General features: G+C 50.6%; 22 protein-coding genes and 7 tRNA genes. 12 read left to right on the top strand and 17 right to left on the bottom strand.

The features are described from left to right. Positions 1-26 precede the first annotated feature (26 nt). The 5 genes from YERSI8AC_RS07420 to radC all read left to right on the top strand — a co-directional run bounded on the left by YERSI8AC_RS07420 (position 27) and on the right by radC (position 3297). Positions 27-995 carry a DUF932 domain-containing protein gene (locus YERSI8AC_RS07420; protein WP_159176445.1) on the top strand — a complete coding sequence of 323 codons (969 nt, stop codon included), beginning with the start codon at positions 27-29 and terminating at the stop codon, positions 993-995. A 120-nt stretch (positions 996-1115) separates the two neighbouring features. Continuing rightward, positions 1116-1286, top strand: coding sequence for a hypothetical protein (locus YERSI8AC_RS07415; protein WP_155830866.1), 171 nt, complete (start codon positions 1116-1118; stop codon positions 1284-1286). Positions 1287-1308: 22 nt separating this feature from the next. Continuing rightward, on the top strand, positions 1309-2064 hold the full coding sequence (locus YERSI8AC_RS07410; protein WP_009288065.1) for an ERF family protein: 756 nt from the start codon (positions 1309-1311) through the stop codon (positions 2062-2064). A gap of 33 nt (positions 2065-2097) precedes the next feature. Beyond that, positions 2098-2709, top strand: a complete 612-nt coding sequence (locus YERSI8AC_RS07405) for a lambda exonuclease family protein (RefSeq protein WP_027959659.1) — start codon at positions 2098-2100, stop codon at positions 2707-2709. A gap of 90 nt (positions 2710-2799) precedes the next feature. Further along, positions 2800-3297 carry a RadC family protein gene (gene radC, locus YERSI8AC_RS07400; protein ID WP_027959660.1) on the top strand — a complete coding sequence of 166 codons (498 nt, stop codon included), beginning with the start codon at positions 2800-2802 and terminating at the stop codon, positions 3295-3297. A gap of 213 nt (positions 3298-3510) precedes the next feature. Here the strand turns inward: radC and YERSI8AC_RS07395 are convergent, their stop codons facing one another. The 3 genes from YERSI8AC_RS07395 to YERSI8AC_RS07385 all read right to left on the bottom strand — a co-directional run bounded on the left by YERSI8AC_RS07395 (position 3511) and on the right by YERSI8AC_RS07385 (position 5354). Further along, the gene (locus YERSI8AC_RS07395; RefSeq protein WP_027959661.1) at positions 3511-3786 is read right to left on the bottom strand and encodes a hypothetical protein; all 276 of its coding nucleotides are present in this window, start codon (positions 3784-3786) and stop codon (positions 3511-3513) included. Positions 3787-3896: 110 nt separating this feature from the next. Then, positions 3897-4400 carry a hypothetical protein gene (locus tag YERSI8AC_RS07390; RefSeq protein WP_009288063.1) on the bottom strand — a complete coding sequence of 168 codons (504 nt, stop codon included), beginning with the start codon at positions 4398-4400 and terminating at the stop codon, positions 3897-3899. Positions 4401-4487: 87 nt separating this feature from the next. Continuing rightward, the gene (locus YERSI8AC_RS07385) at positions 4488-5354 is read right to left on the bottom strand and encodes a hypothetical protein (protein ID WP_009288062.1); all 867 of its coding nucleotides are present in this window, start codon (positions 5352-5354) and stop codon (positions 4488-4490) included. Between the two features lie 304 nt (positions 5355-5658). Here YERSI8AC_RS07385 and YERSI8AC_RS07380 point away from each other — a divergent pair. Continuing rightward, positions 5659-6534, top strand: an 876-nt coding sequence (locus tag YERSI8AC_RS07380; RefSeq protein WP_236579232.1) for an ISL3 family transposase, incomplete at its 5' end; no start/stop codon positions are given. Positions 6535-7049: 515 nt separating this feature from the next. On the opposite strand, the gene YERSI8AC_RS07375 is transcribed toward YERSI8AC_RS07380, so the two are convergent. From YERSI8AC_RS07375 to YERSI8AC_RS07310, 14 genes are all read right to left on the bottom strand, one after another. Further along, positions 7050-8780: a hypothetical protein gene (locus YERSI8AC_RS07375; RefSeq protein WP_009288061.1), complete on the bottom strand. Its 1731-nt coding sequence runs from the start codon at positions 8778-8780 to the stop codon at positions 7050-7052. Positions 8781-8783: 3 nt separating this feature from the next. Then, positions 8784-9905, bottom strand: a complete 1122-nt coding sequence (locus tag YERSI8AC_RS07370) for a hypothetical protein (RefSeq protein WP_138799992.1) — start codon at positions 9903-9905, stop codon at positions 8784-8786. 1044 nt (positions 9906-10949) lie between these two features. Continuing rightward, a tRNA-Ser gene (locus YERSI8AC_RS07365) sits at positions 10950-11037 on the bottom strand. A 123-nt stretch (positions 11038-11160) separates the two neighbouring features. Beyond that, positions 11161-11670, bottom strand: coding sequence for a YiiD C-terminal domain-containing protein (locus tag YERSI8AC_RS07360; RefSeq protein ID WP_041157889.1), 510 nt, complete (start codon positions 11668-11670; stop codon positions 11161-11163). A 2-nt stretch (positions 11671-11672) separates the two neighbouring features. Beyond that, on the bottom strand, positions 11673-12233 hold the full coding sequence (locus YERSI8AC_RS07355; protein ID WP_022520401.1) for a nitroreductase family protein: 561 nt from the start codon (positions 12231-12233) through the stop codon (positions 11673-11675). 76 nt (positions 12234-12309) lie between these two features. Then, positions 12310-13143: an NADPH-dependent 7-cyano-7-deazaguanine reductase QueF gene (gene queF, locus YERSI8AC_RS07350; RefSeq protein ID WP_159176444.1), complete on the bottom strand. Its 834-nt coding sequence runs from the start codon at positions 13141-13143 to the stop codon at positions 12310-12312. A 37-nt stretch (positions 13144-13180) separates the two neighbouring features. Next, complete coding sequence (locus YERSI8AC_RS07345) at positions 13181-13954, bottom strand: ABC transporter permease (RefSeq protein ID WP_133733386.1); 774 nt, start codon at positions 13952-13954, stop codon at positions 13181-13183. Beyond that, entirely contained in the window at positions 13951-14919 is a 969-nt protein-coding gene (locus tag YERSI8AC_RS07340; RefSeq protein WP_022520404.1) for an ABC transporter ATP-binding protein, read from the bottom strand. The genes YERSI8AC_RS07345 and YERSI8AC_RS07340 overlap by 4 nt, the downstream gene beginning before the upstream one ends. A 196-nt stretch (positions 14920-15115) precedes the next feature. Then, a tRNA-Gly gene (locus tag YERSI8AC_RS07335) sits at positions 15116-15190 on the bottom strand. 25 nt (positions 15191-15215) lie between these two features. After that, positions 15216-15291: transfer RNA gene (locus tag YERSI8AC_RS07330), tRNA-Glu, on the bottom strand. A 35-nt stretch (positions 15292-15326) separates the two neighbouring features. Next, positions 15327-15401 (bottom strand) — tRNA-Gly (locus YERSI8AC_RS07325). Positions 15402-15443: 42 nt separating this feature from the next. Then, positions 15444-15519, bottom strand: a tRNA-Glu gene (locus YERSI8AC_RS07320). 20 nt (positions 15520-15539) lie between these two features. Then, a tRNA-Gly gene (locus tag YERSI8AC_RS07315) sits at positions 15540-15614 on the bottom strand. A 54-nt stretch (positions 15615-15668) separates the two neighbouring features. Next, positions 15669-15744: transfer RNA gene (locus YERSI8AC_RS07310), tRNA-Glu, on the bottom strand. Positions 15745-16078: 334 nt separating this feature from the next. Here YERSI8AC_RS07310 and YERSI8AC_RS07305 point away from each other — a divergent pair. The 6 genes from YERSI8AC_RS07305 (at position 16079) to ylqF (ending at position 22275) form a co-directional block, all read left to right on the top strand. Continuing rightward, the gene (locus YERSI8AC_RS07305) at positions 16079-17182 is read left to right on the top strand and encodes a TRAP transporter substrate-binding protein (RefSeq protein ID WP_022520405.1); all 1104 of its coding nucleotides are present in this window, start codon (positions 16079-16081) and stop codon (positions 17180-17182) included. A 1-nt stretch (position 17183) separates the two neighbouring features. After that, positions 17184-17693, top strand: a complete 510-nt coding sequence (locus YERSI8AC_RS07300; RefSeq protein WP_141439634.1) for a TRAP transporter small permease subunit — start codon at positions 17184-17186, stop codon at positions 17691-17693. Positions 17694-17696: 3 nt separating this feature from the next. Continuing rightward, complete coding sequence (locus YERSI8AC_RS07295; protein WP_159176443.1) at positions 17697-19022, top strand: TRAP transporter large permease; 1326 nt, start codon at positions 17697-17699, stop codon at positions 19020-19022. 70 nt (positions 19023-19092) lie between these two features. After that, positions 19093-20679 (top strand): gamma-glutamyltransferase family protein, encoded by a 1587-nt coding sequence (locus YERSI8AC_RS07290; RefSeq protein WP_159176442.1) that lies wholly within the window; start codon positions 19093-19095, stop codon positions 20677-20679. A 137-nt stretch (positions 20680-20816) separates the two neighbouring features. Beyond that, positions 20817-21215 carry a peptide-methionine (R)-S-oxide reductase MsrB gene (gene msrB / locus YERSI8AC_RS07285; RefSeq protein WP_022520408.1) on the top strand — a complete coding sequence of 133 codons (399 nt, stop codon included), beginning with the start codon at positions 20817-20819 and terminating at the stop codon, positions 21213-21215. A 103-nt stretch (positions 21216-21318) separates the two neighbouring features. After that, entirely contained in the window at positions 21319-22275 is a 957-nt protein-coding gene (ylqF, locus tag YERSI8AC_RS07280) for a ribosome biogenesis GTPase YlqF (protein WP_022520409.1), read from the top strand. Positions 22276-22335 lie beyond the last annotated feature (60 nt).

Below are 22335 nucleotides of genomic sequence, written 5' to 3'. Positions count from 1 at the left end.
TTTTTTTATTGCTAGGAGTTTTCATCATGGCTCATCTCGTTGAACAAATGGCTTACGTCGGCGCTACCCCTTGGCACGGCCTGGGACAGCAGCTATCCCGTCAACAACCGTTAGAGGTCTGGCAGCAACAGGCCGGAATGAACTGGCACATTGAAGAAGCCCCGGTGCGCTTTATTGCCGAGGGTGCCAGTCACTTGGGCAGCATTCACTCGTTCCCTGAACAGAAAGTGCTCTACCGCTCGGATACCAAGGCACCGTTATCGGTGGTATCACAGCGTTATAAGGTGGTGCAGCCCGAGGAGATTCTGGAGTTTTACCGCGACCTCACCGAGTACGCTGGATACGAGCAGGAAACCGCTGGGGTACTGAAAGGCGGGCGTAAGTTCTGGGCCTTGGCGCGCAGTGGTTTAAGCACCTCCCTGAAAGGCCAGGATGAGGTCAACGACTACCTACTATTGGCAACCTCCTGTGACGGCACGCTGGCCACCATGGCGACACCCACCACGGTGCGGGTGGTGTGTAACAACACGCTGCAGATTGCGGTGGATGGCACGTCGCAGGCAGTGAAGGTACCCCACCGGTCGGAGTTCGATCCACGTGCGTTAAAAAGCCAACTAGGTATTTCTGTTTCCCAGTGGAATGACTTCATGTACCGCATGAAGGCCCTGGCAGAACGTAAGATCGATCATCGCGAGGCGCAGCAGTATTTCCAGTCAGTGCTCTGCGGTATCGATAAGCCAATCGAAGATCCTTCCAAGCTGCCTAACTATCGGGCGCTCAACAAGGTACAGAAGCTTTACCACGGCGAAGGCCGCGGCTCCCACCTCGACACGGCCAAAGACACTGCCTGGGGTCTGCTCAATGCCGTGACCGAGTACGTGGATCACGACAAGCGGGCTCGCAGCAACGATACCCGTCTGGATTCCGCGTGGTTTGGCCAAGGGGCGCAGCTGAAGCAAGAGGCGCTACAAACGGCCCTTGCCCTGGTGAGCTGACATGCTGTTTCTGATCATTCTAATGCTGATTTTCCTGGTTTTTGTCTTACCCCTCATTGGATAGCGCGATAAGCCCAGCCACTAACAGGCTGGGCTTTTTGCTTTTACGTGGAGCACATCATGGCCTCTCTTAGCCCCGATTTAGATATCGCCTTAACCCAACTGACCGAACGACTGCTCACCCAGGATCAAACCTATGCCGAAACCTACGTGATGGCAAAAGGACAGCTGTATCGCACCGAGCTGCACCTATGCCCCGTTCCCCCGCACGAACTTCCCGCCGATCTTTAACCCCTATTGAAGGAGCCTTGTCATGGCCACCAAAGCTAATGTGGTAAATCACGAGACGTCTGCATCCTCTTTACAAGCTGTTCCTGGAGCATCCCCGCCACACCTTGCGGAAAGTACGGCCATCATCCAGGTGATAGAACGTGCGGCACTCAACCCGGACGTCGACATCGATAAGATGGAACGCTTGCTACAGATGCAGGAACGGGTAATGGATCGCCAGGCCATGATGGCCTATAGCGCTGCCATGGCGGCGATGCAGACCGAACTGCCCAGCATTGAAGAGCGCGGGCAAACCAACAACGGCTGCTACGCCACGCTGGAAGATATCGTCGATACCGTGCGCCCCATCATGCAGAAACACGGCTTTGCGGTGAGCTTTCGTATTCAGACGCAGGAGCGTGGTATTGAGGTGACCGGTGTGCTGATGCATAAGGATGGCCACCGTGAAGAAACCAGCATGTTGCTACCTGCCGACATAAGCGGCAACAAGAACGCGGTGCAGGCGTTTGGCTCTTCCACCAGCTACGGCAAGCGCTACGTACTCTGCGCCCTACTCAACATCACCACAAGGGGCCAGGATGACAATGGCAAGACCAGTACCAAAGTGGGTATCAAGCTAGTAACGCCCTTTCAGGCCGGACAGATCCAGCGACTGATTAGCCAGTGCCCCGCCACGACCCAGGAATGGTTCAGTGGTAAATACGGTTCAGCCGTGCAAGTACCTCAGACTGACTTCGACAAGCTACGCGCCTCACTCTCTAAACGGGCGGTTAAGTAATCCACGCTCTACCCCTTATGACAGGAGTCTTTAATGCAACTGCTTACTATGGAGCAAGGCACCCCAGAGTGGCTGGCGGCGCGGCTAGGTCGCGTCACCATGTCGGAGCTAAAGGTCGTGCTGGTGAAGGGTAAAGGCCCAGGCGGGTTGAGTACCGGGGCGATTACTTACATGCACCAGTTAATCGGTGAACGCATTACCGGGGAGCTGGCCGAGCCGTTTCAAGGTAACGCGCATACTCGACGAGGCCATGAGTTGGAAGGCTTGGCACGTGCGCTTTATTGCGATGCCACAGGCGAACCCCAGCCCCAGGAAGTGGGCTTGATCCTTAACCATGGCGTGGGCTACTCGCCCGACAGCCTAGTAGACGCTAACGGTCTGTTAGAAATCAAAACAAAGCTACCTAAGTTCCAGATTGAGGTACTGCTCAGCGGCGAAATACCTGATGAGCACGTGCCCCAATGCCAGGGCGGGCTATGGGTCAGCGAACGGGAATGGATCGACTTTGTGAGCTATTGGCCAGGTATGCCGCTGTTTATCAAACGTGCCTACCGTGACGACATTATGATCCGCACCATTGCCGAGCGGGTAGAACGATTCCATGAGGAGATGGAACGTCGCATAAACCAAGTGATGGCTGCGTGACGCGACGATTCCATAGATACACCAACCGATCATTAACGACATAGACGCCGGGGCCACCACCCCGGCGTTTTTTATTTTTTGGAGACAACCATGACACACGCCAAACTCAAAGCTGGGGAAGTGGCTGGTACCTATCACGTTACCTCGCCAGTGACTGAAAACGATATCATCACCATGGCCAAGCGCTTCGCAAGACGCAAACTCGCTAAAGGCCGCAAGATCACGCAGCCTTCCCAGGCGTTTGAGCACCTGCAGTTACTGCTTCAAGATTACGAGCACGACGTGTTTAGCGTGCTGTTCCTCGATAGTCAGCATCGCGTTATCCGTTTTGAAGAGCTATTACGTGGAACCATCGACGCGGCCAGCGTCTACCCACGTGAAGTACTAAAAGCCGCCCTTACCTACGACGCTGCGGCCGTTATCCTCGTGCACAACCACCCAAGCGGAGATCCCGAACCCAGTGAGGCCGATAGGCGTATTATTGATCGCCTAAAGGAAGCCTTGGGACTGATGGATATACGTGTGATTGATCACGTGGTCGTGGGAAGTGATGGGTGTAAGTCGTTTTCGGAAATGGGGTATTTATAGGCAACTGTTGGGATAAAATGGAACTGCCCAACGAGGCAGCTCTCGTAATCAGGCAAGCTTTATTTTTTGGTTAAGAGGGCAAACAGCCAAGAGCAGACTATCAGGTAGTACCAATATAACTTCCGGCTCAGCGGCTGACAAAATGGCACTGATTTTGCTAGAGCAAAAGCTGTGACGCTTTTGGCAGTTCGACAGCAGCCGATTTGATATCAATTAGTATATAGCGTCTCGGCCCTTTTCGGTGAGGAAAGCCTTATCATCTTTTTCTTCAAAATAGCCTTCTGAGATGAGTGTGTTGAGTGCTGGCTGCAACGCCTCTCGCTGTTTCGGATTAAAGCTCAAGGTTCTGTGCAACAAAACCCTTATTGGCAGAACATGCCCTGTATCTAGCCTCAAATCAGCAGCGAGAGAAAGAATATAGCTCTTCATTTCGTCTTCAGGAGATAAATCAGCTTCCCTTATATTTTGTTTCATGTCAGATATTTTCATTATTTCTCCTTACGGTATTTTAGTTGAGCATATAACGCTAAGGTTATGGGCGGCTTTGGAGCAGGGCCAAAGACGGCGCGTAGCGATCAGGCTGACCGCCAAATTATGGTTCAGACTGCTGTATAGTTCATGTAACGCATCACAAAAGTAACCAATAGGCTTAAAAATCCCAATCCTGCTAACGGCCCCTTTTCTGTGCTCGTTAAGACCATTGTTATCCCCCTAAATACTCCTCCTAATCCCAGAGGAACCAGCAACGGAAATACTATGTTCATTAGCGTTATTAAACCTCCAGCGACAAGCATCAAATACACTAACCCGGTGACAAGGATAGCCTCAGCGCGCCACTCACCGTTAATCGAGGAGCCAAATCTGAGCACGAAGTAAGCAAGTCCGAAAGCGATAAATGAGGCAATGATTTTTGGAAGGCTCACTTTCAAAAAAACTAGTGCCCCCGATAGGTCTTCATCGACTCTTCCTTGAACACCAGAAAAATACTCGCTTAGTACACCATTCATGTGCTCGCGCCACGACTTTGGTGTGAAATAATCCCACCCCATCATTACTCCCGCAGCTATTTGAAAATACAGAATTGTCAGCTCTTCAAACGGCACTTAAGCTCTCCTTCAAATATAACGCTACACATAAAGCCTATCGAAATGCGCGTAACGATTCTTTTCTTATATATATGATTGTTAAGTTTAATTTACTATGCCCTTGAATTGCCCTTCAAGACGCCAAACTGTTGATTCGTGATCTTCGAATTTACCACCAACTTCTAATCCGGTCTTACTAATAGCTACCTTTAAGCCAGCATTGACGCCAAAATCATCTTCGTAGGATACAGACAGGGAAAAATCCTGGAGACCATAATTTATTCGGCCTTTGGCGATAGACTGCCAAGTTGGTTCATGTTCATACCAAACCAAATCGTCAGGGATCGATGGTGTTACAGTTCCTGATAGCCTAGCTTCAAAAAGTAGTCTTGAGCCAGAATTTGATGATGACGAAGCTTCAGCACTTACATTACTTTCAGCTTCCCCTAGTGGGACTGAAATACGGCTAGAGAAATCTCTTGACCAACCGTTAACGTGCTCAACGCGAATTGAAGTTGCTCCTAAGCTCATAAGCAAATTAATTGCTTCACAAAACTTATGTTCAAAAGTTACGCGGTGAAAATCAGCCAAAGTGTAATAAACATTAGGCAATGCGGGATGCCCTATGTACAGGACACCATCACGAGGATGGCCCGGTGGAAATGATAGTAATTTTGCCGTCGTACTTCCAACCGGTAACACTAAAAGACCATTATCTCGTGCACGCCCCCATGCCTTTATAGCCTCGCGAGTTACTTCTGCTATAGTTCTACCTAATGGAAGAGGAATAACATCAAAAACGATCGCTTCAGTAATTTTTTTCCAATCAAGACCATCTTGACGAACTTGAACAGCTTTTCGTTCCTCCTGCTTCGCTGCTTCCACAATCACATCGTCAGTAACAACAATCAATTGTCTGCTCGAATAAGGCAGCTCCAAGAAGCAAGAAGAACTGTACTCAATGTGACTCATTTTTATGAGCTCCTATTATGTTTAATGCTCAACTTAGCGGCACCCTTGCAATGGAGGCGAAGCTGCAATGTAAAGGGCGTCTACGGGCCATCGGCCGCGTACTACAGCGACTTGTTACACATTGCTAAGAATAATGAATTTATCTTTTCCAGTAAAAATAGAGCGCCTCATAAATATGGGTATCCGGATTATCTGGTTGGTATGCGAGAGAGAAAGGTGGCCGACAAACTCAACCCACAACGGATTAGCTGGTTGATGGCTCGCTCAGTACGCTCACTTGCTAGAGAGCAGATACTTCACCAANTGGCATCGTTTCGAGACACCCCGCTGCCTGGGGATCGACGAGCTGTACCTGAACCGCCGCTACCGCTGCATCCTGACCAACCTGGAGGAGCGTACCCTACTGGACCTGCTGCCCGGTCGCCAGCAGGACGCGGTGACGAGGCGCCTCATGAGCATGACCGAGCGCCACCAGGTCGAGATCGTCAGCATGGATATGTGGAAACCCTACCGCCGTGCTGTCCAGGCGGTGCTGCCGCAGGCTCGCATTGTGGTCGATAAGTTCCACGTCGTGCGAATGGCCAACGAGGCCTTGGAAAAGGTCCGCAAGGGGCTCAGGAAAAAGCTGACGTCCAACCAGCGCCGAACCCTCAAGGGTGACCGGAAGATCCTGCTGAAGCGCGCTCACGATGTCTCAGATCGCGAACGGCTCATCATGGAGACCTGGACAGGGGCATTCCCCCAGCTCTTGGCGGCCTACGAGCACAAGGAGCGGTTCTTCCACATCTGGGACGCCACAACCCGGCGTGACGCCGAGAAGGCGCTGACTGCCTGGATTGACGACATCCCACAGGGGCAAAAGGAGGTCTGGAAAGATCTCGTCAGTGCTATCAGTGGCTGGCATGAGGAGATGCTGACCTACTTCGAGACCGACATCCCGATCACCAACGCCTTCACGGAGTCAATCAACCGGCTGGCCAAGGATAAGAACCGCGATGGCCGTGGCTACTCATTCGAGGTGATGCGGGCCCGGATGCTCTACACCACCAAGCACAAGAAGAAGGTGCCGCAGACCAAGGAATCCCCCTTCCTGGGCAAGGCCACCATGACCTACAGCATGGGTCTTCCCGAGCCTGAGAAAAACTACGGCGTCGATCTATCAACCTTCTGGAAGAGTTAAGGGTTCGAAGGAGCAAGGGGCTCCATCTACCACTTAATCCGGATACCCATAAATATCTCGTTGACCATCCATAGTTCTACTACGCCTTGAGATATAGCTCGATGTCTTCGAGTTGATCTTTGAATACGAAACACATGAGACCACAATTTTCGAGGCCGATATCTCGCTGATCTTGTTTTCCTTATTCAGATCAATCCCATCTTCTACCACGAAGCATGCCTTATCTGACGTAAGCATCTCCATTTCGGCTGAAATCCAAAGCCAAATGTCACAAGACATGCTGGGCAGGTTGTTGATCCCCACCTTAATGGCTACGATCCAAGCTCCATTCCTGAACAACCTAACTGGTAGAGCGCTTTAAATTTTATTTGCCTAATAGTATATTTTTGCTATAACAAACCACTCATTTACCAATGAGTGGTATTTGACTAATTTTTTATATCAGTAAAGCGTTTAGAGTGTGAAGTTCTTACCTCTGTGAACAAGCAAAATGTTCACACACTAGGTCTAGTGTATTAACCCAAAATTTCCATAGTTTCATCAATGTAATCTTCGAATTCACCGTTGTATTTTTCAAGAAATGATCTTTTTTTAGTATTATTTCCAATGCAAATTAGTTTTGCATTTTTATTGAAGTGCTTTTCGTTATATGTCGCAGCTGAGTTAGCATTGCTTTTAGAATCCGCTATAGAAACTATTAGCTGCTGATCCACTGAAGCATTATTCTTAATAAAACTAAGTATCTCATTCTTACTTTCATCTTCAAAGTCACCTTCGAATATAGCGTCAAGAACAAAAGGAAATACGTGTATGTATTCAGTTTTCTTTATCATCTCAACAAATGAAAAATTGTAAGCAAGGAGAGTTTTAAGAAGCTCCACACCTTGCCTAGGAAAAGCAGGAATGTCATACAACAAATAGAAACATTCATCTTCAAATGGTTTTATTTTTAACTCTGAAACATGCTTTTCAAATATAGACTTAAAGGTGTAACTAGCACTACGCCTTTCTCTTTTAACGATCTCGTCAGTCTTGAATTTGCTGAGCTTACCTTCAACTTCATATATTTTTGATGTGATTTCGCCTAGCCTTCTCTCCAATTGTACAGATAGTTTGACGCTTACTTTGTTATTTAACCATGATTCCAGCGTGACATTATCCACTTTGTATTCTAAAAGCTCATAGTATTCTTTTTCAACGACTTTTTTCTTCTCATTAATTTCATTGATTACAGAGTTTAGCATTCCCTGTGAATCTTTAAGATTTCTAATGTTTCTGCTTAACTCTTCAAGTTGTTGATCTGTGTCATTTAAGTCCTGAAGATAACTATACGTATCTTCTACGGAATGAGATAAATGTTGAGAACATGTTGGGCACTTTGTATCAGCTAAAATATCATTGCTTAAGCTTCGCTTGACTCTACGTAGAACCTTTCTGCTTTCTTCTAACAGTGTTATTTTGTTGCATAAAGAAAGATATTCTTTTTCTAACTCTATTAACTTTGACTTGTTTTCTTTGTAAGGCTTTATATATTCGTTAGTTTTTTCTGCAAACACTTCGTCCTTCATCTTAGCAAGTTTCAGCTTCTTATCATTTTGCTCTATCTTATGAAGAAGTCTAGATTCTGCTTCTAGATCCTTCTTTTCTTTTTCGAGTTGACTTTTCTCTAGGCGATCATAATTATTCCTTATGCCAAGGAAGTAATCAAAGAAATCGTTCTTGAAATTTTTAACGAAATCCAAACCTCTAAATGATTTATGCCGATAAACCCAGCCAACATCTTGCGCTATGTAGTAAGGTAAAAACATTGCTTCAAGTGAAGCTGGTTTGTACTCGTTGTCATATTCTAAATGCAGTGTAAAACCAAACAATTCAGACAAGAACGCTTTTAACTTTATGTGCTCTCTAGATCTGTTGCCGCCGATACCTATAAACTTAATAGGTGGCCTTTTCGCCACTTTTATAGAAACAATTTCATCATCTCTCACAATGGAAACTTTTTTTGAGCTAGAATTGTAGATGGTGAAGTCGAGTCTAAAAATCACACCTTCATTAAGAATCTCTGCAAGCTTTCTCTTTTCATCATTTATGCCAAATGTATAGAGAATCGCCTGTATAAAAGTACTTTTACCAGATGTATTCTTTCCATGAACTATATTGATACCTTCGGCGAATATAGTGTTGAAATATTTCTTTCCCTTGCTGCTATAAGCAAAGAAATTGTTATATTTTACTGAAACGGTCAATTTTTAATCATCCATTTTATTAATTGCTTCAAAGTAAGCAGCATACATCGTTGCTTTTAATGTTTGATCGTCCAAGCTTGATCTAATTTCATTATTAAATTTTTCAACTAGCTCTTCTATGCAGCCGTCTTCGCTAAAACCGTTACATTGAAGATAGTTTAACTTTACAAAATTTAGGATTTTCTGATGTTCAGCTTCATCCTTGCTTTTAAATAGATCAAAAGCCAAAATAAATTTCATTTCAAATGTTTCACGTTCGAATGGTTTAATCCCTAGCTTTTGACCAACTTCTCTTTTATGATCACGCCAGAATTGAAAGGCTTTAGATTTTGTTGTAATTATCTTTATGGCATTATTTATATCTTTGCTTTGTATCTGTTTTGTTTTATCAGAAAGTCTAGCAATGCTTTTTTGATTGTAAGTCAGTTCGATATCCTTAAAAAGCCTGAATATGGATTCTAATGCCGCCTTGGAATCACTAACTTTCCGATCAAAAATATCTTCAATTTTGCTTCTTAATTGATTCTCTTGTTCTTTATTTGTTCTATTAAAGTCTATGTACAAGAACTTCAAATTCTCTAGCTGTTCAAACAATTTGTCGTTATTATACGACTCATGTAATTCAAGCTTGGTAGTTATAGCGTTTTGTATAACTGGGTCTAACTCACCATAAATGACTTCAGAGTTCTCCTCGTTTACAGCATGAGCATAAGTTCTAGTTTGTTTTTTATTGTCAACGAAGCTATTTACTTTCTTTTCGAGTTGTATGTTTGTATTTGATGAGAAGTACAGGTCATGGCTATAGCTGCAACATTTTGGATATTCATCTATAATGAGCGATTTACCGACTTGGAGTATCTTGACTATTATCTCGGCAAGTTCGACACCGATTTTCCAACTACCATTGGATTTCTTTTTTGATTGATAGGTTTCTACTTTGACTGCTTTCCCATGGTCATCAAGATAGCAAAACAGTATGTCCTCCAAATGCTCAAGAGATAGGAAGTACTTCGCTCCATCAAATTTGCTTTGGTAGTTATCAAGTATAATGAAAAGAGCCATGTTTCTCTGCAAAGCAAAGCCTTGTTGTGCTCTAACTCCTGCATTTACGCTTTGATCAACCAACACCATTTCCTTGTTTTTTGCTTTAATTAATTACAATTAGTAGTTTATTCATAACACATATGATAAAAAATTTCAATAATTTCTTCTAGTATATGATGCTTAGTGGATGAGTGCCATTACTTACCGGAGTTAAGCAGTTAACATGCCAAAATTCCCTGCGCTGGTTAAGGCAACAGGGGTGAAGGCTGCTGCTTTTGGATCCTCACCACGCTGCTGTGCCACCACCGCGTATTTAATTTAAAAGCCACACTCTCAGGCTGCCTTTAAGACGAGCACCGAGTCCGCAGGATACTGCAAAAAGCACCTAGCCCCACAGATCGAGAAAGCTAAGCGCCCAGTGTGACGGTTGTTTGTGATGCCTATGGAATCGGCTGAAGCCAACGATTCTGTTAACCTCAGTCAGACTGACTTCAGAGGCTGAAAGTAGATGCACTTTTGCGTTAACAGTTTATTAGTGCGCATGCGTGTTTTTCTGGCAACCAAAACCCTAACAATTTACCTATAATGCTATGAAATTTATAAAAAAAATATCGACTTTGCGATACCCTTGCCGAAAAGGCGCACGCACATTAACATTGTCACTACCCTTTCAAAGTTGCGTATAAGCACAAAATACTTCCCTGTAAATCATTGTTTTAATTAAATTAACAAGATCATTTTTCAGAAATATGAACACTCAACTTACAAACCCAAGTAGAAAATCGCGCATTGTGTGCTTGAGGCTGCCGTAAAAACGTGGCTAATTCTTAAGTCTATTTTGGCTAAAAATCAGATGTATAGAAAACTCACAATTCTTAAGATGACATTAGCGTAGTCGGCAGCCCCTGTCACCCAGCATTTGTAGGTTTAAAGCTTACGTGGAACATATAGTCTTAGGTCTGGACTGGGTAATGAGGTTGCAGAAGCTTAGATAGATGGATGAACTGTCCAAAGGCATCCCGTGCGTTACGAAGGGAGCCGATACACAAGTATGGGCTGAAGTATGGGCTGCTTAAAATAAAGACACAAAAAAGCCGCTGAAATCAGCGGCTTAATCTATATTCTTGGCGGAGGGGGAGGGATTCGAACCCTCGAAGCCTTGCGGCTTACACACTTTCCAGGCGTGCTCCTTCGACCACTCGGACACCCCTCCGCGTTTTGGCGCTGTTGAAAGGCTGAACCTTTCGCGACAGAACGGCACATATACTATTGGCTAAGCCTCGAAATAGCAAGCCTTTTCCGGCTGACGAACCTTTAGGTTAGTGGCATACCCCGGTTATCGTTCAGACAATACAGCGTAGCTGCCGTTGGCTTCCAGGCAGAGCGTCTCGCCACAATAGAGCTGCTGGGTTAGCGCTATGCGGCCTTTTCCTCGCTCAGCGAGCTTGTTGGCAAGCTGAGTAGGGCCTTCTGACACGGCTGGCGTACATACCAAGCGGTAGTCACTTGTTACCGGCGCCAGAAAACGCTGACGGGCCTCAGCAACGACGACATCGCGCGCAATGCCCCGCTCACGTAGCCATAGCGTTACCCAGCACCAGCCTTGTAGCGTCGTCTGCGCCGTCAGTGCACCACCAAAGCCCGTGCCCTTATCGTTAAGGTTGGGCTCCAGCGCTAACTGCCAGGCTAGTGAATCACCCTGACGCGTCATTTCGCTAATACCTAACGCGCCCACCATGGGTATGGCATCGCTCAGCCACTGCTGAAAAACGGCCAGATTTTCCGGCTGGCCTTTTGGCAATGGCAATCGTGGATGAGGGATGCCTGGCTGACGAGGGAGACTCATCGCTAGTCCCAACGCTCCACGAAGTCAGCAACATCATGCTGTGGTACCGGTTTATGGCGCCCCCCCAGGGTGCCCAGGTAGATAAACGCGACGACTTCGTCATCTTCATCCAGATTCAGCCCTTTGCGAACTACGGGGTCGAAAGCGTACTTGCCGCTGCGCCACATTGCCCCCAACCCCAAGGCGTGGGCGGCTAGCAGTATGCCGTGGGCGGCGCACCCGGCGGAGATCACCTGCTCCATTTTGGGTACTTTTTCAAGTTTGGGCGTGACCTTGGCGATCACGGCGATAATCATCGGCGCCCGCAGCGGCTTTTTGCGCGCAGAGTTGAGCGTTTCGTCATCGGCGCTAGGATCCTCCTGAAACTCCGCCTCGGCGAATAGCTCGCCCAAGCGCTCTCGCCCTTCCCCGCTAAACTCGATAAAGCGCCAGGGGCGCAGCTCTTTATGATCCGGGGCACGTAGCGCGGCCTGATAAATGGCACTGAGCTGTTCGCCGCTGGGCGCTGGCTCCATCAGCTTGCCCATTGAGCTACGCTCGTGAAGCAGCGTGAGTGCGTCCATTGATGACTCCAAGTCCAATTGTGTGAGGCTACTTTAGCACCGTCATTTATAGCATTGTTATTTATAACATTGCCGCTTACTGCCTTGCTAGGCGCAGTGGCGTGGGGGGCGTTAACCCTGGGGTTGCGCGCCAGGGACTGATATCCAATCCGCCGCGCCGCACATAGCGCGCCAGTACCAGCAGCTGCGTAGGCTTTGCCTGGGCCATTAAATCGCAGAAGATATGCTCAACGCAGTGCTCGTGAAAATCCTGGTGCTGGCGAAATCCAATCAGGTAACGCAGCAGCCCTTCGCGGTCTATTTTCGGGCCTTTATAACGAATCAGCACGCTGCCCCAGTCTGGCTGACCGGTAACGGGGCAGTTGGATTTCAGCAGATGGGAGTAGAGTGTCTCCTCGACAATCTCCTCCCCTACCGACAGGTGATCACTGCTAGGCGTATAGTCGCTTACTGCGATATCTAAATCGTCCAAGCATTCGCCCGGTAAGTGCTGTGGCGAAAGCTCTGGCGCATCCACATCAAACAGCTCGACACTCACTTCAGCCCCCGCCGCTAAGGAGAGGTCATTGGCCAGCGTTTCCATCACTTCCTGACGACTATAGAAACGGGTTTGGTTGAAGCTATTGAGGTAGAGCTTCCAGGATTTGGACTCAATCAGATTAGGTGAGGCTGCTGGCAAGCGAAAGCGCGCCACGGCCACAATAGGCTTACCGCGGCTGTTCAGCCAGGAGACTTCAAAGGCGTGCCACTCATCTTCCCCCACAAACGGCAGAGCCCCCTCTTCGATCCCCAGCGGCACTCGATTAGCCGCACGGGGAATAGGATATAACAGGCCCGCGTCATACTGCTCAGGGTAAGCGGAATCGCGCCCTAACGGCGCGTGCGCTAAAGTGTCTGGGCGATGTGCCATTGTATAAAGCTCTCTCTTCTCAATCGGATTGATGCGTCTAGCTGCGAATACCTTTGCCGCGTTCCAGCATCGCCAGTGCAATGCCAAACAGCACAATGATAAAGGCAAAAATGGCAGCGAGCGCCCAGCCAACGGGAATATCCGAAACACCTAAGAAGCCATAACGGAAAACGTTGACCATGTACAAAATTGGATTGAGCATGGAAACGCCCTGCCAGAAGTCAGGCAACATTGAGATAGAGTAAAACACTCCGCCCAAATAGGTCAGCGGCGTCAGGATAAACGTCGGCACGATAGAAATATCGTCGAACTTATTGGCCAGTAACGCATTAATAAAGCCGCCAATAGAGAACAGCGCAGACGTCAGCACTACGACCAATACCGTGAGCAGCGGATGCTCCATGGTTAGACGGGTAAAGAACAGCGAAACGATTGTGACAATTAACCCCACGCCCAGGCCTCGCGCCATTCCGCCTAAAATAAAGCCGGCCAGTATCACCCAATTGGGCATGGGCGATACCATCATCTCTTCGATCGAACGCTGAAACTTATTGGAGAAGAAACTCGACGCCACGTTGGAGTAGCTGTTGGTAATCACCGACATCATGATCAGCCCAGGGACAATAAAGTCCATGTAGCTGAAGCCGTCCATGTCACCAATCCGCGAACCAATTAGGTTGCCGAAGATAATAAAGTACATCGCCATGGTGATAGAGGGAGGCAACAGCGTTTGTGGCCAAATGCGGGTGAAACGTTTGATCTCTTTTAGCACCAGCGTCCACAGGGCAATCAATGTTTGCGTAGCATTCATACGCGTTCCTCCGTCTTCTCAACGCGCTGGTCTATCGCCCCTAGCCCACTGCCTTCCACCATCGACACAAACATCTCCTCTAAGCGGTTAGCACGATTACGCATGGAAACCACCTGGATGCCCTGCTCACTCAACGCCTTGAAGACATCGTTTAAACGTTGCCCGCGATGCACCACGAGTGATAGCTGAGTAGACTCCAGCTGTTTTATCTCAAACCCGTCTATCTTGGGTATGTCTGTAATGGCTTCGGAGGTATCAATTAGGAAGGTCTCGGTATTCAGCTCAGCCAGCAGGCCTCGCACGCTAGTGTTCCGCACAATATCGCCATTATTGATAATCGCCACATTACGGCAAAGGCTCTCAGCCTCTTCCAGGTAGTGCGTCGTCAGGATGATGGTGGTGCCTTCGTCTTGGTTAATCCGCCGCATGTACTCCCACATACTGCGCCGCAGTTCGATATCCACCCCGGCGGTTGGCTCATCCAGAATCAGCAGCTTGGGACGATGCATCAGCGCTCGAGCGATCATCAGGCGGCGCTTCATGCCACCTGACAGCATGCGCGCGCTGCCGTTGCGCTTCTCCCATAGGCCCAGATCGGTCAGCAGCTGTTTAGCGCGGGGCAAAGCTTCGCGACTGGTCATGCCGTAGTAGCCTGCCTGAGCCAGCACGATATCGAGCACTTTCTCAAATTGATTGAAGTTGAACTCTTGGGGTACCACGCCCAGTTGATACTTGGCTTTAGCGAAGTCCTTATCCACATCGATACCGAATATGGAGACCTTGCCCGCCGTCTTTTGCACCAGCGAGCAAACCACCCCCAAGGTGGTGGACTTGCCGGCGCCATTGGGGCCCAACAAAGCAAAAAAATCGCCCTGCTGGACGTCTAAATCAATACCCTTGAGCGCCTGAAAGCCATTACCATACACTTTGGTAAGGCCACGGATCGACAATGCCGGTTCGGCCATGAATATGTCCTGTCAGCAAAAAAGAAGCAAAGATAAAACATTAGGGCGCAAACGACTTTTTTCAAGGTGGGCAAGACCACCAATCGTCAGACACGCAAATAGTGATGCCCAGCAATTAGCCGATACATCATGGAAACAAAGGGAAGACTAAACTTTTGAAGCTGGGAAATTGCAGAACTATCTGATCTTGTTTACATGGAGCGGGAAAGGAGATTCGAACTCCCGACCCTCGCCTTGGCAAGGCGATGCTCTACCACTGAGCTATTCCCGCAACGCAAACAACATACAAAGCTAGATGGCGTCCCATAGGGGGTTCGAACCCCTGTTACCGCCGTGAAAGGGCGGTGTCCTAGGCCACTAGACGAATGGGACTAATTGGAGCAGGAAAGTAATCCAGCACCTAAAACTGGAGCGGGAAAGGAGATTCGAACTCCCGACCCTCGCCTTGGCAAGGCGATGCTCTACCACTGAGCTATTCCCGCTTATAGAACACTTGCTTAGCTTTTTACCTAATCTATCGGAAGTGGCGTCCCATAGGGGGTTCGAACCCCTGTTACCGCCGTGAAAGGGCGGTGTCCTAGACCACTAGACGAATGGGACACTGTAAGCACTTTAATGCTTGGAGCGGGAAAGGAGATTCGAACTCCCGACCCTCGCCTTGGCAAGGCGATGCTCTACCACTGAGCTATTCCCGCATTCCGATAACCCTGACGACCGCTTACTCTAGCTCTAGAAAGAAAAAGAATAAGTGGCGTCCCATAGGGGGTTCGAACCCCTGTTACCGCCGTGAAAGGGCGGTGTCCTAGACCACTAGACGAATGGGACGTTGCATTGCCTCGTCGAGGTGGCGCGTATGTTACTCAGACCTTATTGAGCTGTCAAGCACCCTGCCTTCACCAAACTAACTGACCCGCTTTCAATCACCTACCCTCTACGTCCAACTTTTGCGAAGTCAGTATGCACACCGAGGGTGCCCTGGGCACTCATTAGGCGCCATAACGGTGCAAATGTTTATTTTTCTTATACTTAACCTTTTCATTAGAGACCGACAAACCCCTTAAAAATCTTTTATTTAAAATAAAATCGATTTTTATGGCACACCCCTTGCTACCTCATTGTGTTCCCAGGCTGACCAATTCCACCATTAATGAGGTGTGCTATGTCCTTATCCCGTCGCAAGTTTCTCACCACAGCTGCCGTCTCCTCCACGGCAGGCCTTGTATTGGGCGCCCCGTCTATCGCCCGTGCGCAGTCCGCTGAGAGCTTCAACTGGCGTATGACCAATGCTTACCCGCCCGGCTCGCCCTTTTACGTGGAAGGCCCTGGCAGCCCCACTGACGTGATCGCCAAAATCAACGCCATGTCCGGCGGACGACTCAATATTCAGCATTTTTCATCCGGCGAGCTGATCCCAGCCTTTGAAGGCTTTGAAGCCGTTCAAAGCGGCACCATCGAGATGAATGCCGCCAATAGTTACTTCTGGTCAGGCACCACCTTTGCCGCACAGTACTTCACTACTGTTCCATTTGGTATGAGCTTTATGGGCCACATGGCGTGGCTTTACCACGGCGGCGGCTTGGAGCTTTGGCACGAGGTGTATGAGCCCTACGGCATGGTCGCCTTCCCGCTGAACAATACCGGCGTGCAAATGACCGGCTGGTTCCGCGAACCGATCGAGGATATTAGCCAGCTCAACGGGCTGCGCATGCGCGTTCCTGGCTTGGCGGGCCAGGTTTACTCTTCGCTTGGCGTGGATGCCCGGGTACTGCCCGGTGGCGAAATTTTCCCCGCGCTGGAGCGTGGCGTGATTGATGCAGCCGAGTTTGTGGGGCCTTTCCAAGACCGTCGCATGGGCCTGCATAACGCCGCCAAGTTCTACCACACTACAGGCTGGCACGAACCCTCGACCACGGGCGAACTGCTTATCTCGAAAACCCACTGGGATAGTCTGCCAGAAGATCTGCAGATGATTGTCAAAACCGCCTGTATGGCCGCCTGCTTAGAGAGTGTGACTTGGTCTGAAGCGGTCAATGGCGAAGCCATGACAGATCTAGTGGAGAACGAAGGCGTCACTGCCAGCATGCTTCCCGCACCCGTTATCGATGCGCTGCACGAAGCCACTCAAGATACCCTGGCAACAGAGGCCAACGCCGACCCTCTGGTACGCAAAGTGCACGATAGCTACATGGCGTTTAAAGCCAATCATGACCGCTGGGCGGGCGCCAGTGAGCGTGCCTGGTTAAACGACATTATCGGAGTCTGATATGCGCGCCGTGGCATTTTTTGTCCACGGAGTTGAGGCGGTGGTTCGGCTATTTGGCTGGATCGCCGCCTGGACCTGCGTGGTTTTAGTCGGGCTCGTCGCTGGCGACGTATTGATGCGCTATGTGTTCAGCATTGGCGCGATATGGCTGCAGGAACTGCAGTGGCACTTGATCTCACCTATTGCACTGTTTGGCATGTCGTATTTGCTATTGATGGGCGAGCAGGTGCGCGTAGATGTTTTCTACGAGCGCTTCCCTGTAGGCCTGCAACGGGTGATTGAAGTGATCGGCGGACTCTTGCTGCTGGTGATGGGGCTGTATATCGCCTGGCTGACGCTGCCCTGGATCGCCCAGTCGTTCGCCCGCGGTGAGGCGTCGCCCAACCCCGGTGGCCTGCCTCTACGCTGGCTGCTCAAGTCGCTCATTCCATTCGGCTTTGTCCTTCTCGCGCTGCAAGGGCTGGCCCACGCGTTGCGTCAGGCTTTCGCCCTACCCACACGAGGTGAATAACGCATGTCTCCCAATGAATGGCTCGCGATCGGCATGATCGTGGCTTTTTTCGTGTTTCTGCTGATAGGTATTCCGGTAGGCATCAGTATCGCGGCGACGGCCTTTTTCTTTGGCTACGTTGGCTTTGGGCCAATGCTGTTTAATCTGCTGCCATCACGTATTTACGGCGTAGTGACCAATTACACCTTTATGGCCATACCGCTATTTGTGTTTATGGGGGTGATGCTGGAGAAGTCGAAGCTGGCAGAGGAGTTGATCGATGTCATCGGCCACCTGTTCGGCGGCCTTTCGGGGGGCATGGGTGTGGCGATCATCATCGTGGGCGTGCTGTTAGGTGCCGCCACGGGCATTGTGGGCGCCACTATCGTTACCCTTGGCCTGCTCACGCTACCGACGCTGCTACGCCGCGGCTACCCTAAAACCCTGGCCACCGGAATGATCTGCGCATCCGGCACCTTGGGGCAGATTATTCCGCCCAGCCTGGTGCTGATTCTGCTGGCGGAAATTCTGGGCGAATCGGTCGGTACGATGTTCGCCGCCGCCATGGTGCCGGGACTAACCCTGGCGGCGGTCTATATTATTGCCATTCTGGTGATCGCCAAGCTCTACCCCGACTTAATGCCGCCTATTCCTGCCGAGGAGCGAGCAGAAATGGGCCGGGGTCAGCTGATACGCAAGGTGATTACCGTGGTGGGCCCGCCAGTGGGGTTGGTGTTTGCGGTATTAGGGTCGATTATTGGCGGCATTGCCGCGCCTACTGAAGCAGCCTCAATGGGTGCGCTAGGAGCATTGCTAATTGTAGCCTGCTCGGGGCGGTTAACCTTTGCGCTACTCAAAGAAGTTGCCAAGGCCACGCTGGTGATCTCGGCCATGGTGTTCTTTATTTTGATCAGCGCCCAGGTATTTGGCCTGGCATTTCGCGGATTGGGCGGCGAGCATTTGGTTGCCCGTATGTTCGACTGGGTGCCCGGCGGCGAATTAGGCGCGATGCTATTCATGCTGCTGCTGATGTTTGTGCTGGGTTTCTTCCTGGAGTGGATTGAGATCAGCTATATTGCCCTACCGTTATTTTTACCCTTCTTTGTGCAAATGGGCGTCGATATGGTGTGGCTGGGCATTCTGGTGGGGCTGGTGCTACAAACGTCGTTTCTTACCCCACCCTTTGGCTGGTCGCTGTTTTTCCTCAAGGGTGTAGCGCCGAAAGAAGTCTCGACGCTGGATATTTATAAAGGCGCCCTACCGTTTATCGGTTTACAGTTCGTCGCCGTCGCGCTGGTATTTATCTTTCCCAGCATTGCCACCTGGTTGCCCGCAGCCATTGGCTGGTAACGAACTGCTTTAGTATTTATTTAACAACTATTTATTTAATAAATATTTACTTAATAACAAGGATTCTAAGATGCTCCACACCCAACGTAGTTACGGCGGTAGCTGTGTCGCCCCTCACCACCTCGCCGCAAGCGCCGGGCGCGATGTGCTTAAACAGGGTGGGAATGCGGTGGAAGCCATGGTCGCTGCCGCTGCGGCCATTGCGGTGGTCTACCCGCATATGAACGCCCTGGGTGGCGATGGCTTCTGGCTCATTCATGAGCCGGGCAAAGCGCCCATCGCCATTGACGCCTGTGGCCCTGCGGCGGGGCTTGCCAGCGCAGACTTCTACGCCGGTGAAACGCAGATTCCCGAGCGCGGCCCCAAAGCCGCCCTCACCATGGCCGGTACCATTGGCGGCTGGCATGAAGCGCTAAGCGTCGCTTCACAGTGGGGCAAGCCACTTCCCCTCACCACGCTACTGGCCGACGCCATTCATCATGCCGAGACGGGTATTGCGGTCTCCCAGAGCCAGGAAGCGCTTACCGCTAAACACCTTGAGCGTTTAACCCAAAGCCCGGGCTTTAGTGACGCCCTGCTGCTTAACGGCCAGGTACCCCGTGAAGGCGAACGGCTGCGCCAGCCACGTTTGGCCGCCACACTCAAGCGTTTGGCAGAAGCAGGATTAGATGACTTCTACCGCGGCGAGCTGGCCGCCAGTATGGCGCGGGATTTAGAGGCCGTCGGCAGTCCGCTGCGCCTGGCAGACTTTCATGCTTATCGCGCCCAACGGGTCACACCGCTGGAAGTAACGCTTCAGGATGCCACGCTCTATAACCTGCCTGCGCCGACCCAAGGCATGGCCTCGTTAATGATTTTAGGTATCTACGAGCGCCTAAAAGCCGCCGAGCCCAATGGTTTTGGCCACCTGCATGGCCTGATTGAAGCCACCAAACGCGCCTTTATCCTGCGCGACCAAAACATCACTGACCCCGGCCGTGCGCCAACACCGCTGCAAGATTTGCTCAGTGAAGAGAACATTGGCTTAGAAGCGGCTCAGATCGACCCGCAGCACGCCCTACCCTGGCCCCACGAACCAGCGCCAGGCGATACCATTTGGATGGGCACCGTGGATAGCGAAGGACGTTCGGTGAGCTTTATTCAGAGCATCTACTGGGAGTTTGGTAGTGGCGTGGTGCTGCCAGAAAGCGGCGTGCTATGGCAAAACCGCGGCATCAGCTTCTCGCTTAATCCCGACGACCTGCGCGGCTTATCCCCTGGACGTAAACCTTTCCACACTCTTAACCCGGCGCTTGCCAAGTTTAACGATGGCCGTACCATGGTTTACGGCACCATGGGCGGTGAAGGCCAGCCGCAAACCCAGGCAGCGGTATTTTCGCGCTATGCGCTGCACGGCATGCCGCTACAGCAGGCGATCACGGCTCCCCGCTGGCTGCTGGGGCGCACCTGGGGCGAAACCAGCACTAACTTGAAACTCGAAGCGCGTTTTGACGACACCCTAGTCACCGCTCTGGCAACGGCAGGCCACGATGTGGAAGTGCTGCCCGAGGCGTTCAGTGACACCATGGGCCATGCAGGCGGTATTGTGTACCACCCGGATGGGTTGATAGAGAGCGCCCACGACCCGCGCAGTAACGGCGGCGCGGCTAGCGTATAGCGCTTACACTGGCACAGCGATGTATAATCGCCCATGCTGAAACTCATGATGATCAAGTGGTGTCACTAGGCTAGTGAGTCCAAACAACACTTGGCCTCAGCGATGTAAGCGCAATGCATAAGTGAGAGGAACAGAGCATGGCGAAAATAGAAAAATCCCCTGACGAGTGGCAACAGCAGCTAACCCCAGAGCAGTACCGCGTAGCACGTGAGAAAGGCACAGAACGCCCATTCACTGGCGATTATCAGGTGCGTGATGCGCAGGGTATTTACCACTGCGTCTGCTGTCATGCGCCGCTGTTTGAGAATGAGCACAAATTCGATGCTGGCTGCGGTTGGCCAAGCTTTGATCGGCCACTGGGTAGCCGCTGCGTTGAGGAGCATACGGATACCACTCACGGCATGCAGCGCACGGAGGTAGTTTGTTCCCACTGCGATGCTCATCTGGGCCATGTGTTCCCCGACGGCCCACCGGAGACTACTGGGTTGCGCTACTGCATTAACTCAGTGTCGTTGGAATTTCACCCCGACGAGTAATCGCTGATAAATCCTCTCAAGGAAACCCAGCAAGGCGGGCGCCATCTGCTAGAATGGCAGCCCGCTTTTTTGTGCCGCTATTTTGTACTTGCAGGAGAAACCCATGCTCGGCTGGTTCCCCGGACATATGAACAAGGCCCGCCGCCAGATTAAGGAGGTGCTGCCTGAAATTGACGTAGTCATCGAGGTACTCGATGCGCGTCTGCCCTACTCCAGCGCCAACCCAATGCTGGCCGAGCTAACCCGCCATAAGCCGGTGCTGAAAATTCTCTCCCGGGCAGATCTCGCTGACCCGGAGCGAACGGCCGAATGGGTGGCTTATTTCGATGCCCAAGAGAATATGCGTGCCTTGGCAGTCACGACGACCAACACCCGCGAGCTAAAGAAAATTCCCAAGCTGTGCCATGAGCTGGCCGGTGCCGTTCGTGCTGACCGAGATGTGCGCGTGATGGTGATGGGTATTCCCAACGTGGGAAAATCCACGCTGATTAACGGCCTGGCCGGGCGAAAAATCGCTAAAACCGGCAACGAGCCAGCAGTCACCAAGCGCCAGCAAAAGGTGCGTATCGATGGGCGTGTGGCACTCACCGACACCCCGGGAGTGCTGTGGCCGAAGATTGAGGACCAGGCCAGCGCCTATCGGCTTGCCGCCACCGGCGCCATTCGCGATACCGCTATCGAGTACGCCGATGTAGCCATTGTTACCAGCGCAGAGCTGGCCAAACGCTACCCCGAAGCGCTCACCGAGCGTTATAAGCTCAAAGAGCTGCCCTCTTACACCGCGCCGGATATACCCCATGACATTGATGCGGATGGCCCGAAAAAGCCCGACTTTCTCGCTATTGCTGGCTTCGACGGTAACGCCATCTTAAAAGATATCGCTGCCCGCCGAGGCGGCCTGCGTCCCGGCGGCGCCGTTGATCTGCACCGCGGCGCGGAAGTGCTGCTTCACGAACTGCGTGATGGCAAGCTGGGCAGGCTAACGCTTGAAACCCCGGCAGACATTCCTCCGCCGCCCGTGCAAAACGACGAAGACAATCAAGCACTTTCCGACGCATAATGGCCTAATAGCTCTATAGCCGACGATGGCTTGTGGACGCTGTTTTTAGTCACTCATGCT

Source organism: Halomonas sp. 113, from assembly GCF_904067645.1.
Taxonomy (GTDB): Bacteria; Pseudomonadota; Gammaproteobacteria; order Pseudomonadales; family Halomonadaceae; genus Vreelandella; species Vreelandella titanicae.
The sequence above is the reverse complement of the archived record's forward strand: the minus strand, read 5'-3'. Positions and strand labels throughout refer to the sequence as shown.

Excerpts from the sequence above, each read along its gene's own strand:
- YERSI8AC_RS07420 (WP_159176445.1), top strand. The coding sequence starts at position 27 with ATGGCTCATCTCGTTGAACAAATGGCTTACGTCGGCGCTACCCCTTGG.
- YERSI8AC_RS07415 (WP_155830866.1), top strand. The coding sequence starts at position 1,116 with ATGGCCTCTCTTAGCCCCGATTTAGATATCGCCTTAACCCAACTGACC.
- YERSI8AC_RS07410 (WP_009288065.1), top strand. The coding sequence starts at position 1,309 with ATGGCCACCAAAGCTAATGTGGTAAATCACGAGACGTCTGCATCCTCT.
- YERSI8AC_RS07405 (WP_027959659.1), top strand. The coding sequence starts at position 2,098 with ATGCAACTGCTTACTATGGAGCAAGGCACCCCAGAGTGGCTGGCGGCG.
- radC (WP_027959660.1), top strand. The coding sequence starts at position 2,800 with ATGACACACGCCAAACTCAAAGCTGGGGAAGTGGCTGGTACCTATCAC.
- YERSI8AC_RS07395 (WP_027959661.1), bottom strand. The coding sequence starts at position 3,786 with ATGAAAATATCTGACATGAAACAAAATATAAGGGAAGCTGATTTATCT.
- YERSI8AC_RS07385 (WP_009288062.1), bottom strand. The coding sequence starts at position 5,354 with ATGAGTCACATTGAGTACAGTTCTTCTTGCTTCTTGGAGCTGCCTTAT.
- YERSI8AC_RS07360 (WP_041157889.1), bottom strand. The coding sequence starts at position 11,670 with ATGAGTCTCCCTCGTCAGCCAGGCATCCCTCATCCACGATTGCCATTG.
- YERSI8AC_RS07355 (WP_022520401.1), bottom strand. The coding sequence starts at position 12,233 with ATGGACGCACTCACGCTGCTTCACGAGCGTAGCTCAATGGGCAAGCTG.
- queF (WP_159176444.1), bottom strand. The coding sequence starts at position 13,143 with ATGGCACATCGCCCAGACACTTTAGCGCACGCGCCGTTAGGGCGCGAT.
- YERSI8AC_RS07345 (WP_133733386.1), bottom strand. The coding sequence starts at position 13,954 with ATGAATGCTACGCAAACATTGATTGCCCTGTGGACGCTGGTGCTAAAA.
- YERSI8AC_RS07340 (WP_022520404.1), bottom strand. The coding sequence starts at position 14,919 with ATGGCCGAACCGGCATTGTCGATCCGTGGCCTTACCAAAGTGTATGGT.
- YERSI8AC_RS07305 (WP_022520405.1), top strand. The coding sequence starts at position 16,079 with ATGTCCTTATCCCGTCGCAAGTTTCTCACCACAGCTGCCGTCTCCTCC.
- YERSI8AC_RS07300 (WP_141439634.1), top strand. The coding sequence starts at position 17,184 with ATGCGCGCCGTGGCATTTTTTGTCCACGGAGTTGAGGCGGTGGTTCGG.
- YERSI8AC_RS07295 (WP_159176443.1), top strand. The coding sequence starts at position 17,697 with ATGTCTCCCAATGAATGGCTCGCGATCGGCATGATCGTGGCTTTTTTC.
- YERSI8AC_RS07290 (WP_159176442.1), top strand. The coding sequence starts at position 19,093 with ATGCTCCACACCCAACGTAGTTACGGCGGTAGCTGTGTCGCCCCTCAC.
- msrB (WP_022520408.1), top strand. The coding sequence starts at position 20,817 with ATGGCGAAAATAGAAAAATCCCCTGACGAGTGGCAACAGCAGCTAACC.
- ylqF (WP_022520409.1), top strand. The coding sequence starts at position 21,319 with ATGCTCGGCTGGTTCCCCGGACATATGAACAAGGCCCGCCGCCAGATT.